Source organism: Mesorhizobium maamorense, from assembly GCF_044998965.1.
Lineage (GTDB): Bacteria > Pseudomonadota > Alphaproteobacteria > Rhizobiales > Rhizobiaceae > Mesorhizobium.
Genome location: NZ_CP173356.1, coordinates 247,738 through 260,827, shown reverse-complemented (window position 1 = coordinate 260,827; position 13,090 = coordinate 247,738). Strand labels below are relative to the sequence as shown.

General features: G+C 60.3%; 7 protein-coding genes and 5 pseudogenes. 6 read left to right on the top strand and 6 right to left on the bottom strand.

Annotated elements, in window-relative coordinates; translation table 11 throughout:
- Positions 1–8: 8 nt before the first annotated feature.
- From ACIU1A_RS01870 to tnpC, 4 genes and pseudogenes are all read left to right on the top strand, one after another.
- Positions 9–876, top strand: a pseudogene (locus ACIU1A_RS01870) (IS110 family transposase); the annotation flags it as partial.
- Positions 877–1,230: 354 nt separating this feature from the next.
- Positions 1,231–1,512 (top strand): transposase, encoded by a 282-nt coding sequence (locus ACIU1A_RS01865; RefSeq protein WP_404926414.1) that lies wholly within the window; start codon positions 1,231–1,233, stop codon positions 1,510–1,512.
- Positions 1,513–1,660: 148 nt separating this feature from the next.
- Positions 1,661–2,017 carry an IS66 family insertion sequence element accessory protein TnpB gene (gene tnpB, locus ACIU1A_RS01860; RefSeq protein ID WP_404926413.1) on the top strand — a complete coding sequence of 119 codons (357 nt, stop codon included), beginning with the start codon at positions 1,661–1,663 and terminating at the stop codon, positions 2,015–2,017.
- Between the two features lie 69 nt (positions 2,018–2,086).
- Positions 2,087–3,619, top strand: a complete 1,533-nt coding sequence (gene tnpC, locus ACIU1A_RS01855) for an IS66 family transposase (RefSeq protein ID WP_404926412.1) — start codon at positions 2,087–2,089, stop codon at positions 3,617–3,619.
- A gap of 125 nt (positions 3,620–3,744) precedes the next feature.
- Here tnpC and ACIU1A_RS01850 read toward each other — a convergent pair whose 3' ends face one another.
- The 4 genes from ACIU1A_RS01850 to ACIU1A_RS01835 all read right to left on the bottom strand — a co-directional run bounded on the left by ACIU1A_RS01850 (position 3,745) and on the right by ACIU1A_RS01835 (position 9,164).
- Positions 3,745–4,458: a hypothetical protein gene (locus ACIU1A_RS01850; protein ID WP_404926411.1), complete on the bottom strand. Its 714-nt coding sequence runs from the start codon at positions 4,456–4,458 to the stop codon at positions 3,745–3,747.
- Positions 4,459–4,654: 196 nt separating this feature from the next.
- Entirely contained in the window at positions 4,655–5,809 is a 1,155-nt protein-coding gene (locus ACIU1A_RS01845; protein ID WP_404926410.1) for a M24 family metallopeptidase, read from the bottom strand.
- Between the two features lie 582 nt (positions 5,810–6,391).
- Positions 6,392–7,438, bottom strand: a complete 1,047-nt coding sequence (locus tag ACIU1A_RS01840) for an ATP-grasp domain-containing protein (RefSeq protein WP_404926409.1) — start codon at positions 7,436–7,438, stop codon at positions 6,392–6,394.
- Positions 7,439–8,126: 688 nt separating this feature from the next.
- Positions 8,127–9,164, bottom strand: a complete 1,038-nt coding sequence (locus ACIU1A_RS01835) for an IS110 family transposase (protein ID WP_404926408.1) — start codon at positions 9,162–9,164, stop codon at positions 8,127–8,129.
- A gap of 17 nt (positions 9,165–9,181) precedes the next feature.
- Here ACIU1A_RS01835 and ACIU1A_RS01830 point away from each other — a divergent pair.
- Positions 9,182–9,498, top strand: a pseudogene (locus ACIU1A_RS01830) (IS481 family transposase); the annotation flags it as partial.
- A 522-nt stretch (positions 9,499–10,020) separates the two neighbouring features.
- Here the strand turns inward: ACIU1A_RS01830 and ACIU1A_RS01825 are convergent.
- A pseudogene (locus ACIU1A_RS01825) lies at positions 10,021–11,234 on the bottom strand (IS110 family transposase).
- 274 nt (positions 11,235–11,508) lie between these two features.
- Here ACIU1A_RS01825 and ACIU1A_RS01820 point away from each other — a divergent pair.
- Positions 11,509–11,799 (top strand): annotated as a pseudogene (locus tag ACIU1A_RS01820) (integrase core domain-containing protein); the annotation flags it as partial.
- Positions 11,800–12,022: 223 nt separating this feature from the next.
- Here ACIU1A_RS01820 and ACIU1A_RS01815 read toward each other — a convergent pair.
- A pseudogene (locus ACIU1A_RS01815) lies at positions 12,023–12,975 on the bottom strand (IS110 family transposase).
- Positions 12,976–13,090: the final 115 nt, after the last annotated feature.

Sequence of the window (13,090 nt, the reverse complement as noted above, 5' to 3'; positions counted from 1 at the left end):
GGGCCGAATGCATTGTGGTCGCCCCGTCGCGCTGATCCCGAGGAAGCCTGGCGATCGTGTGAAGACAAACCGGCGGGATGCCCTTGCGTTGGCTCGACTGCTGCGCGCCGGCGAACTGACGGCGGTATGGGTTCCCGATGAAGGTCATGAAGCCATGCGGGATCTCGTCCGCTCTCGGCGGCCGCGGTCGAGACACTTCGCGTCCACCGGCAGCATGTGAGCGCCTTCATGCTCAAGCACGGACGAGTCTATCCCCGCAAAAAGGGCTGGACGATGCGCTATCTGCGCTGGTTGCAAGAGCAACCGTTCGATCACCCCGCGCACCAGATCGCGCTCCAGGAAATGGTCGAAGCGGTCCGCATCTCGAAAGAACGGGTCGAGCGGCTGGAGCATGTGATCAAGGAGTTCGTTCCGACCTGGTCGCTGGCGCCGGTCGTGAGTGCACTGCAGACATTGCGCGGCGTAGAACTGATCGTCGCCGTAACATTCGCCACCGAAATCGGCGACGTGCAAAGGTTCGAGAGTCCGCGCCAACTCATGGGATATCTCGGTCTCGTTCCCGGCGAACGATCGACCGGCGAGACAGTCAAACGGGGCGGCATCACCAAGGCGGGGAACGGACGCGTTCGCCACATGCTGGTCGAGAGCGCCTGGACCTACAGACATCCGCCGAGGGTCGGTGCGAAAAAGCTCTACCGTCTGGAACAAGCATCGCCAAAGGTGCGAGAGATTGCCTGGAAGGCGCAGACCCGGCTGACGGCCCGCTATCGAATGTTGAGCGGACGAGGCAAGAAGACAACGGTGGTCTGCACAGCGATCGCCCGGGAGCTGGCCGGCTTCATGTGGGCCGTTGCAAGGGAGGCGCAACCAGCCTGATCGGTCGCCGCCGCGGCGACATACATCTTTCGCACATGGGCGGAGGCGGGACCACGGCAGGGGAACGCCCGTCAGACGCTTTGTGGCCGGCAAATCGACCGACGCCCGCAGTAAGATAGGAACAGCCCCGGACGCACAATCGGCAATGCGGTAGCCAACCCGCGCATCAGAGCTTGATCACCGACGTCCTTCAGTTCCGCCTCCACCCATGTGCGATTATCAGAATGAGCAGCCGTTCCTTGGATCGGACGGTCTCCTGCGCTCCAAACCTTGACAGCTGTTCCGGCACCACCTTTCGGGAGTGGTCGCGATCTGTGAGGTTGCCGGTTCTGCATTGGGATCGGAGATCGGCTTGTGTCTGGACTTGACCTTACGTTTGACCCGGAGCGGCAACCTCGACGTTTCGAGGTGATCAACGGTGCTGGCGGTCGGCGGCAGTGGTCGATGGATGACAAGGCGCGGATCATCGCGGAGACGCTGGAGCCGAACGCAATCATTTCCGAGGTCGCCCGCCGGTATGGCCTCAGGCCGCAGCAGGTCTTCGCCTGGCGCCGCGAAGCGCGCAAACAGGTTGCTCGGCGCAGCAAGATTCTCCTGCCTTCGTGCCGGCGGTTGTGGCGGCGCCGGAACCTGTAGCCAGGCATCCATCGAAGCAGCGGAAACGGCAAGCCACCCGAGACGCCGGCGTGATCGAGCTTGAGATCGACGGCATCGCCATGCGCGTTGGCCGGGGTGCGGATGCGAAGACCGTGACCGCAGTGATCCGCGCGCTGAAGGCGACGACGTGATTGGGCCGACAGGTGCGGTCAAGGTCATGGTGGCGACGAAGCCGCTGGACTTCCGAAAGGGCGCGGAGGGGCTGGCGGCGCTGGTGCGCGAGACGATGGGCGCCGATCCGTTCAGCGGCGCGATCTACGTCTTCCGGGCGAAGCGGACTGACCGGATCAAGCTGATCTTCTGGGACGGCACCGGAGTCTGCCTCTATGCCAAGCGTCTGGAGGACGGCGAGTTCCGCTGGCCGAAAGTGCATGACGGCATGATGCGGCTGACGGCCGCGCAGCTCTCGGCGCTATTGGAAGGTCTGGACTGGCGGCGGGTCCACGAGGCGCGCCGGACCCGCGTTCCGGTTCAGGCGGGCTGACCCGCGACGAAGTGAATCAGCCTGGATTCCGCTGTCGCGGGCTGTCGGCGAATATGGTCTGATCCGGTCATGGCGATGACTGCTGACCAGCTTCCCGACGATCCGGACGCGCTGAAGGCGATGGTCCTGGCACGCGACGTCGAGAATGCCCGTCTGGTCCAGATCATCAAGGAATTGCAACGTCACCGCTTCGGCCGAAGAGCTGAGACGCTTCCCGAGGATCAGTTGCTGCTGGGGCTCGAAGAGGCCGAGCAGATCGAGGCCGCCGACGAGGAAGAGAACGAACAAGCATCTCCCGCAGGGCGCCTGGAGCGCGCCAGGAAGCGTCGGACGAACCGCGGCGCGTTGCCACCCCATCTGCCGCGGGTGGAAATGATCGTCGACATCGAGGACCATGCCTGCCCATGCTGCCGCAATGGCTTGCATCGGATCGGCGAGGACGTGAGCGAGCGGCTCGACATCGTGCCAGTGCAGCTGCGTGTAATCGTCGTGCGCCGGCCCAAATATGCCTGCCGCGCCTGCGAGGACGTCGTGGTTCAGGCTCCGGCGCCGGCCCGGCTGATCGAGGGTGGTCTTCCGACCGAGGCGACGGTCGCCCAGATGCTGGTCTCCAAATATGCCGATCATCTGCCGCTCTATGGTCAGGCGCAGATCTACGCCCGGCAGGGCATCAATCTCGATCGCTCCACGCTCGCCGACTGGGTCGGCCGCGCCGCCTGGCATCTGCGTCCGGTACATGAGCGGCTGCTTGGCAAGCTGAAGGCTTCGCCGAAGCTCTTTGCCGACGAAACCACCGCGCCGGTGCTCGATCCCGGCCGCGGCAAGACGAAGACAGGCCAACTCTGGGCCTATGCCCGCGATGACCGACCATGGAATGGCGGCGACCCGCCGGGCGTCGCCTATGTCTATGCGCCGGATCGAAAGGCCGAGCGTCCGATCGCTCATCTCGCAGGCTTCACCGGGATCTTGCAGGTCGACGGCTACGGCGGCTATCGCGTGCTGGCCGAAAAGAGTGGCGTCACGCTCGCCTTCTGCTGGGCACACGTGCGCCGACGCTTTTATGAACTGGCAGCAGCTGGTCCCGCGCCAATTGCCAGCGAGGCGCTGAGACGGATTGCCGAGCTCTACAAGATCGAGGACGCCATCCGCGGCCGATCGGCTGACGAACGCCTCGCCATGCGCCAGGAAAAGAGCGCTTCAGTTATCGCCGACCTCAAACCTTGGCTGCGAGAGAAGCTCGGCCTGATCAGCCAGAAGACAAAGCTCGCTGAGGCGGTCCGCTATACACTCTCGCGCTGGGAAGGTCTCTCGCGCTTCCTTGGCGACGGCCGCATCGAGATCGACAGCAACACCGTCGAACGCTCGACCCGTCCGATCGCGCTCAACCGCGAGAACGCGCTCTTCGCAGGCTCTGACGGCGGCGCCGAGCACTGGGCCTTCATCGCGTCATTGATCGAGACCTGCAAGCTCAATGGTGGCGAACCGCTCCGCTATCTCACTGACGTCCTCACCAGGATCGTCGATGGTCATCCGAACAGCCGGATCGACGACCTGTTGCCTTGGGCCTACATCAACAAGCTCGAGCTCATGGCCGTGGCCTGAGAACAGCGCTTCCGATGAGTCGCTCAAATTCGCAAAAGCAAGCATCCCTTCCTGCTTGGCGGGGACCGAAATTGCGCTCGGGGATAGTCGAGGCCGCGTGCGCATCATTTCCTGAAGGTTTTGGCTCACCCGTTATCAACGGACTCGAACGTCATCCGGAAGACAGTTGCCGTGTCGTAGATTGGCAGCCCCGTCAGACGGCGAATGGCCGGCGTGACCATTGGGAACCCCGTGCATTCGAACAGGATCGCCGCAATATCTGGATGCGCGTTGCGGAGACGCGTCACACAAGTGGCGACATCCGCCTCTATCTCTGGAACAGAGGTATTCTTGTACGGACGCTTCGTCGCGTTCTGCCACATCACGCCGCCTTCAACGCCGCCGATCACCACCCTTGCCCGCTGGGCTGGGTCATCGACCCCGAAAAGATCTTCGCTGCAGTTGGTCGAATCGGCGGTCAGGATAGCCAGCTTGCCCTTGGGTGGAAGTTGACGGAGCAGCATCGGCACCAGGAGCAAGCTCGACATCGCCACCGGGACGTCGACAGCCGCGGCAATCGCTGCCTGATAGCGGATGGTGAAGCCACAGTCGCCGACTATGGCGATGGCCCCTCGGTCGACCAATCGTCGGGCGGCGGCAACATAGGCAGATTCCAGCAAGGGATCGCCGGAGATGACCCTGTCCGCCCACGCTCCCGCTGCCGTTTCCAGAATCAGGGGAAAATCGAAGGTTGCCGGGTTGAAGAGCGAACCCGGTCGAGGATCGGGCGGAAATTCGATAGGCGACCCGCCATATTCTAGGGCCAGTATGCCGAGGGATGGTCGAGGCTTACTGGTCATGAGTGCACCTGTCTCGGTATTCGATGAAGGGGTCGCCTGATCTCCGCAGCGCTCCATTATCATTCAGCGATGTCATCTCGGGCGAGCGGTCAAGCATAGCGTGCGCCTAACTCGCCGCGATTGAAAAGGCATCGAGCGCTCGGCGGTTTGCGCGAATACCAGATGCCACGACCGATATCTGTTTGACGTCAGCATGTCACGCTCGAAACAACGCGCGTGGCGTTTTGCTAAGTATTTCGGCTCCCTTTTCAGTCAACACAAAGCTGTCACTGCAACCAATCTGGCGTCCGACTTCGTCGAAAAGGATCAATGGAATATGAAAACTCATGCCTGTTTCCAGAATGTCTTCGACCTCTGGTTCCAGGCTCAAATCGCCGCGCTCGACCCAATGGATGCCGATTTGATAGCCGGTCCTGGCGCGAAGCGCTTCCGAGCGCCCGTGTCGCTCGAGCACCTTGCGTGCCGCAGCATTCACCGCCCCAGCCGTTGTGCCCGGCTTGATCGCATCGAGCGCCGCCTCCAACGCTTCTTCGGCGATAGCGTGCAAGGATTCGAGACCAGGATGGCGACCTAGGACGGCGGATCGACACAACGGCGAATGATAGGCGTGCTTGGTCCCACTGAGTTCGGTGAATGCCGCTTCATTCATCCCGAGGGGATTTCTCGCCGGCATTCCATGTGGCAGCCGCAGACGATCCCCAAACAGCAAGTTGATAGACCAGCTCAACTCCCCACCAGCAGCTGCAACTGCGCTTCTGATCGCTGCAGCCACCTCGACCTCGGTGACATCTTCCCGGATTGACCCATGAAATGCGGCTATAGCCAAGTCCGTCGTGGCGGCTGCCGCCCTTAACGCTTCGACTTCCAGCTCGCTTTTTACCGCTGCGACTCTTGTGACGAGGGCTGTCGCATCAAAAATCTTCAGTTCAGGCAGCTTGGCTTGAAGAACTGCCACGTCATTTGGCGCGAGACTCCAGCGCCCCAGTTCCAAACCGACTCGTTTGTCATGCAGAGCATTGCGTCGCAGAACATCGGCACAAATTTCAAGCGCGTCATGCTGATGAAGGAAAGGAATGATTTCGTCGATATGACTACAGGCTCTGGCGGCTTCCTCGTCGAATGCCCGAACGATAAACGTGGGCGCCCGTCCTGGTGAAAGGATGAACGGACATGGCGCGAAGTAAACTCCCGAATAGCCTGTCAAGTATTGAAGATGGCTCTGCGAGGCAACCAGAACGGCGTCGAGTCCCATAGCTTCCATCGCATGGAGTACGCGCCGATATCGTTTCACATACTCAAACTTCGGAAAAGATGGTTTCGTAAAGGGAATCCGCTCTCGGGTCGCATTCATTGATGTTCCACCATGGGTGTCGCCCCTTCGCTGATAAGGAAATCAGCATCCAGATTGCAAGGCTGAGCAGCTCCAGGAAAGGAACAGCTATTATGAGCGGCCACTTGTCGTTATGCGCGACCGCCGACTCGGCTGCCCTAGCGAAGTGAGCCGGAACTTAAGAGCCAGTCACTTGAACGCGGCGGACCTTGGCACTCCAAAAGGCAAAGTCTTCGATCTCCATCATTCGGGGCAATGTCTACTCCGACCTCATTCTCTCGACCTTTTACCCTGATTTCTAGCCCTGGGAGCTAAAGGACGAGTTTTCTTTCATGTCGGACCAAGATGTAGTTTCAGCTGTGGCCCTGGATCTCTATATCGCAACCAAGAATTCAGAGCCGCGGCTTGCGGCAATGCGACACTTGACGGACAAAGACTCAGTTACCCAGTCAAGCTTCGAGAAAAGATCGGATCTGAAGATCCTCTTGTCATCTCTGCAACGGTCACCTCGGCATCCGTGTCGGCCCGGAAGTCTTTACCATCGCCACCTTCTGCGATCGATGTACCTGCACCTTCTTCGCAAACTCTGCATCGCAGTTGCCGTCATCTTTTGGCTCTGGTGACTGAATCCTCAGCCTTGGGGATGCCGATTCCGAAGTACCGGGTGTGGGTGACATCGAGGATGCGATTGATCAAGCTCGAGTAGCTGTGCCCGGCGGTGGCTGCGGCAAAGGCATAAGAGGAGCCCATACGGAGCCCCGGCATCGGATTGATCTCCAGGACAAAGGGCTGGCCTGCGCGGTCGATCCGGAGGTCGACGCGGGCATAGTCCCGGCATCGGCAGGCACGGAAGGTCGCAACCGAAATGTCCCGCAGCAAAGTCGCAAGGGTGCTCCCGATTTGCGCCGGGCAAATCCGCGGTAGCCCTGCGCTCGGCAAGTACTTCGCCTCCCAAGTCAAAAGACGCGTTTCGCGGCCGCCGAAGTCGTACTCGAGCAGAGGCAACACCTCAGGCTCTCCATTTCCAAGCAACGGGACTCCGATTTCTCGCCCCTCGATGTATTCTTCCACGAGCGCATCCTGTGCATACTGGGTGACGATCACTTCGACGGCATGCCTCAACTGAGCTGGTTCATGTACCAGCTGCAATCCGAGGCTGTCGTCGACGTGACGCGGCTTCACTACCACCGGGAATCGGAGGTCGCCGGTACTTTCGGTGCCGCGACGCATCACGCGAAAGTTCGGCGTCGGCACGCCGCAATCGCGGATGAGCCTCTTGGTTATGACCTTATCATCTCCCAGCCCATGCCCGAGTGGGCTCGATCCGGTGTACGGAACGCCGGCCATCTCGAGCATGGCCGGAACGTGGGTGGTAGGGCACTCGCCCTGAATGCCAAGCGCCATGTTGAAGACGATTCCTGAAGGGCCGGCCAGCGGATCGGGTGGCATGAACCGCTCGAGCGTGGTGAGCAATCCTTTGTCGCCTTCGCACAGCAGCGTCTCGTGACCACCCTCTTGCAGGGCGGCCGCCACGCCCTCGGCTGTCTCGTTGACTGCCTGTGGCCAAGGCTGCGGCGGCTGAGGATATGAGTGACCGAACCGATTGATCACGCCCGTTAAATCACTGTTCTTCACGACTGCTACCCGCATGAGCTACTCCTTGGATGTTCGCCTGCTGTCACGTTCGTTCGCTCTGCTTGAGGGGAACAGCTCGTCTGGACCCTGCGCGCTTACACGGACTACCAAGCAATCGGCGTGCCACCCAAGGGGTTGTGCGAACAAGGGGGAAACTCCATGTCTTTGGCGCGGCGCCGGCGAAAATACTTGTGCCTCGGTGCGTCGGGTTTCGCACATGGACGTCTTCAATTGGACACACATGAACACGAAAGCGTAGTGTAGCTGCCTTTGATGTTCAGCAGTTCATTTTGGCAACTTAGCGTGCCGCCTTGGGGCGGCCTGTTAGATGTTTGATCCCAGGTTTTGATGGTTCATCATTGTCGTCCGAATCAAAGGATGCGCTATGGGCCAGGTTCTGCATGGGAGCGCCACAACGACAGAGGCGATCCGTCGAGCGATACAGCATAGTCATGTCTGGACGGCGCCCGCTGATCAAGGGTTGTTTTTGGGGATGGGATAGTCGCGGGTGCGGTCATGTCTCCGGCCTGTTGTTGCGGTCTTGTGATCGCTGGCCCTGATGGTATCCGCTGAGCCTTTGGCCTGATCAAGAGAGCGAGCTCGAAGCTCCGACTATGCTGCAGGCTTTCAGGATCTATTCTCGTCTGTTCCCATCACGTCATCGTCACCCTCGATTCCGGTCCCGGCCTAGCCGGTGCTGTGGTTACGCGGGTGTGCCGGCATAGTGTGTCACGTCGCGCATGATTGCGAAGACGATACGGGCGAGCTTGTTGGCCGTTGCCACGGCGACAAGCTTAAAGGGTTTGGCCTCCAAGAGGCGATCTGCCCAGCTTCTCAAAGCATCACTGCTGCGTCTGCGATGGAAGAGGACGGCGTGCGCGCCGACCACGAGCAGCTTGCGTAGATATCGGTTTCCCATCTTGGAGACGCGCCCCAGCCGTTCCTTTCCGCCGGAGGAGTTCTGCCTTGGCGTGAGCCCTAAAAAGGCGGCGAATTCGCGCGGACCCGAGAAGGCGGAGATATCCTGGACACTCGCCACAAGGGCAGACGCAGTGACGGGACCGATGCCAGGAACTGTCATCAGACGGCGGGCTGTCGCATCGGTTTTTGCGAGAGCCAGAATAGCCTGATCGCTTTTCCCGATCTCATGATCGAGTTCATTCAGCCGCCGCACCAGCGGCAACAGCGCCGAACGCACGATCGCTGGGATCATGTCGTTGCCTTCCACGATGAGAACCGCCAACGCGCGGGCATTGCTAGGTCCTTGGGCGGCGATGATCCCGATTTCGGCTAGATGGCTGCGCAGCGCGTTGAGCAGTTGGGTGCGTTGGGCCACCAGAAGTTCGCGTACCTTGTGACGCATGAGCGCCGCCTGGTTCTCGACCGATCGCACCGGCACAAAGCGCATGGAAGGCCGCGTCACCGCCTCGCAGATGGCTGCTGCATCGGCAGCGTCGTTCTTCTGGCGGCGAACGTAAGCCTTCACATATGCTGGCGCCATCAACCTCACATCATGGCCGAACTTCGTCAGCTCCCGAGCCCAGTGGTGGGCCGAACCGCATGCTTCCAAGCCAATGAGGCAGCATGGTAGGGATTCGAAGAATGCCAGAACATCCTTGCGCCGAAGGGCCCGGTTCGTGACGATGTGGCCGGCGACATCGACTGCGTGAACTTGGAAGACGTGCTTAGCCAGATCGAGGCCAACGGTAGCGACAGTGCTGAGGTCGGTGGTAGTGCCCATGGACGGTGCTCCTTCAGATGGGTGCTCGACAGCAGTCATCTTGGCACGCCTCTCGCGAGGATGATGCCGTTGCGGGCGCCGTCCACCCCCTCAAGGAGAGCCTGAGGACGCTGGCCAAGCGCTACGGCATCAATCAGAAGACAGTCGCGAATCGAAGAGGCGCGCTTCGGTTGCCGATCTGCCAACTGGTCCGAAGGAACCGAGATCGACGGTGCTCTCGATTGAGGAGGAGGCGGTCATTGTCGCTTTCCGGCGCTATACGCTGCTGCCGCTCGACGACTGCCTCTATGCCTTACAACCGACGATCCCACACCTCACGCGCTCGGCACTGCATGCCGGCGTTTATGGCTAGGGTCTTCAATTAGGACCTCATTGCGAACCTTGGCGATATCGATCGCTACCAGCACCGCGGCGGCGGGTGTAGAATCTGAAGTGGTCATGATCGGTCTCTCCGGAATGGGTTGTGAACATTCACATTCTAGAGAAACTTGACCGGCCATGGCCGCCTCCAGCGGTGCGCGCCTGCAGCGAAAAGCTGCGCGCACCGCTGTCTCAGCTGCCGCCGCTCCTTCATTCCGTAGGTGCTACGGTATCCAGTTCACGACGCCGGCGCCGGTGGTTCTGCCGTGCCATTGATCAAGGAGGCCATCGCAAACGGCGAACGCTTCTGGGCCCATGCTTTCGAATACGCCTGCACCACGAACGACATCGAGCACCGGACGACCAAGGCAAGACATCCGTGGTCTGATGTGATCGACAAGAGCTTTTTGATCGGATTTGCGATATTCTCCTGTTGCGCATGGGTGACCGCGTGGCGAAGAGCAGGGTCCGAGGTGAGAGCCCTGCCGCGCAGCCTCTACAGTCGCTTCTCATTTGCGGCGCCCGTGCGCACCCTCTTCGGACCTCGTGGGTTCCAGCCGAAGACAAAGCGGGCATAGGCGGTTTCGGCCTGTTCCACCCAGCGCCTCTCCTCGTCCCGGTGACTCTTGATATTGTAGGCGTGCGCGGCCCCTTTTTGGCCGCACACAGCCTTGCTCCCGGCCTTGAGTTCCACATCGCGCAGCTTCTTGGCATGCAGGGAAGGCCGAGCCCAGGCGTAGCTCTCCCCTTCGTCAACAGATGCCAGATCACGACAGCGAGCTTGCGTGCGGTCGCGACGGCCGCGACATGCTGCCCGCGCCTGGCACGTACTCGTAGAAAGAAAGCCCGCAGCGGTCCGGGTGCGCGTGCCGCTGCCCAGGCAGCTTCGACGAGCATACCGCGGGCATGTCCGCGTCCCTGCTTGGTGATCCGTCCGTGGTAGGCAGGCCCTGGCCCTGATTGCCGGACACTCGGGTTCAGGCCAAGATAGCTCACAAGCTTCTGCGGCTCCTCGAAGCGCGACACGTCGCCGATCGCTGCCTTCATTGCAAGCGCGACGGTCATGTCGACGCCGGGAATGGTCATCAGACGCTTCACGCCTTCATCTCCAAGGGTCGAGCGGGCAAGATCGCGCTCGATGATCTGGAGGTCGTCGCCCAATCGGTCGAACTCGCGCAGATGCCGATCGATCGCGAGGCGCTCGTCTTCCGGCACGACCTGTTCGCTCAACCACGACCGGCCCTTGGCGCCGCACAGATCGGCATGCGGGCAGGACGGGATGAGGTGGCTATGAAGGATCGACTGGATAACATTCTTCAAGCGCGATCTTTGCCGAACGATCTGATTGCGCCGCGTCACCTGCCGGCGCAGTGCCTGTGTAGGTTCGTCCGGAATCCAGACTTCCGGCAGGAAGCCGCTGGCATAGAGCTGCGCCAGAACGCCGGCATCAATCGTGTCCGTCTTGATCTTGGCATAGGCAATGATGCGCACCTGCTTCGGGTTTGCGATCACCACTTTCTTCACGTGCGGCGCGACAACTGCGGCGGCCGAGGACGCGTTGCCAGTGGCCTCGATCACGACGATATCGCTCGGCGACAGCTTCGCGGCGAAGGCGTCCAGCAGATCGCGCCGCATGTCGACACGACCCAGCCGCCTGAGCTTGCCGTCCTCCCATGCCACCGCCTCGGCGAAGGCGCGATGGATATCCAGTCCGATGATACGCATGCGTATTCCCTCCTTCCTGGCTCGGTGAAAGACGGGAGCTGACGGGCAACACGACACTTACTGATCCGCGCTCGCAGCGCATCCGGGAAAGTCGCGAGGGGCGGCCATGTAACTAGCTCGGGCTCTCAGCCCACGGTCTAAAGACGGCCTGCCCGCACTTTCGTGCTCCCGGTGCCCCACGTCCCGGATGGGCTCACCATAAGGCCGTTCCAAAACAAGAACAGCAGGACGAAAAGGCACCACCGATCACATACCGGATAACGGTCAGGTCGAGAGAATGAACCGGACCATCAAGGACGCAACCGTCAAGCGCTTTCATTACGACGATCACGACCAACTGCGTCGGCATCTTGCCGACTTCGTTGCGGCCTTCAACTTCGGCCGCAGGCTCAAGACTCTCAACGGCCTCACGCCCTACGAGTTCATCTGCAAGGCATGGGCTTCCCAGCCCGAGCGCTTCAAGCTTAATCCGTTCAGCAAATGTCGGGACTTCTCTATTCGGCGTGTTGAAATCAATCGCTTTCAAGCTTCCTCTAGCACGGGCATTTGATGTCTTCGCGAGGCCTTGGTTCTCTTCGGGATCGGCGCGTTGGCCTCCCAGCATGGGATCAGTAGGAGTGAAGGGGACAATCTAAACAGCGCTGTCACCATGTTGCGGCGGTGGAAACGAGTCCCGGCATATTCTCTCTTCATCCTCCGTCCCGCGAAGGACATTCATCCGCCCCTGGCGGATCTCGTTATCGGATGTTCTCCCTTTCGTTTGGTGGACCCGGCTATATCAACGCCGTCGCTTCCTCTCGCGCCCAGCGGAACTCACCGCCATCGGACCATATTCTGTGAATGATGACAGCTAATCTGCGAGCAAGGGCAACGGTCGCTCTTTGTCGGCCCCGGCGCTTAGCGACGTTCATCGCCCAAGCTTTCAGCCATGACCACTTTTTCACCACCGTCAGCAAGACTTGCGCGGTTTCATAAAGTAGCGTTCGCATCATGGCTTCACCGCACAGGGAAACACGTCCGACGCGATTGTCCTCGCCTGATTGATGCAAGCGCGGCGTCAACCCGAGAGCTGGCCCCACGGCCTTAGAATTCTTGAAGCGGGCAGGAATGTCGACCGTAGTCTGGGAAGCCAGCGCAATGACAGGGCCGACACCAGGGACGGTCATCAACCGCCTGCAAACCGTGTCAGCCTTCACGATCGATAACAGCCTTTCATGCAATACCGTGAACTGCTCCGCGAAGTTTCTGCCGGGCGGCGAGCAACACCTCCATGATGTCACGTAGCTCCGGAATATCGTTGGAAAGGTCCTGGATGCGATCCGCAAATTTGGCAGCGCCGACAATGCCAACCTTGAGACCGAAGTTACGCAACAGGCTCGAATGTCGTTCTCAATTGCGATGGCCTTTTCCTGGAGCAACTTGCGGGCTATCAACAGCGCCCCGAAGTTTCTGGCTCATCAGCGTCTTGACGTGCACCGGCCGGAACAAATTAACCCGCATCAATTGCAGGTAGTCCGGCTCCCGCCAGACCACTGAACAACCATTGTGATAAGGGACCAGCTTCAAGCCCGATCCGGGCCAAATTCCAGGTCGGGTTCTTCAACGCCTCAACAAGATCGTCCGGATGCCTCGCAACCTTCATCTCTCGGCAAATGCGACCTCCTTCATCCACGATGCAAACGGTCGTCTCTTTCACGGAGACGTCCAGCCCGGCATAATGCTTCATGCTGCGCTTCCTTTCCTGATGGTTGTGGCTGTTCACGCAGACCACGTTTTATCATCAGCTCGAAGCGCAGCACCTCAAACATCGTTCAAGACGTGGGGCAAAGCCGAATACCTCA

Coding starts and splice junctions, on each gene's coding strand:
- tnpC (WP_404926412.1), top strand. CDS start 2,087: ATGGCGATGACTGCTGACCAGCTTCCCGACGATCCGGACGCGCTGAAG.
- ACIU1A_RS01850 (WP_404926411.1), bottom strand. CDS start 4,458: ATGACCAGTAAGCCTCGACCATCCCTCGGCATACTGGCCCTAGAATAT.
- ACIU1A_RS01845 (WP_404926410.1), bottom strand. CDS start 5,809: ATGAATGCGACCCGAGAGCGGATTCCCTTTACGAAACCATCTTTTCCG.
- ACIU1A_RS01840 (WP_404926409.1), bottom strand. CDS start 7,438: ATGCGGGTAGCAGTCGTGAAGAACAGTGATTTAACGGGCGTGATCAAT.
- ACIU1A_RS01835 (WP_404926408.1), bottom strand. CDS start 9,164: ATGGGCACTACCACCGACCTCAGCACTGTCGCTACCGTTGGCCTCGAT.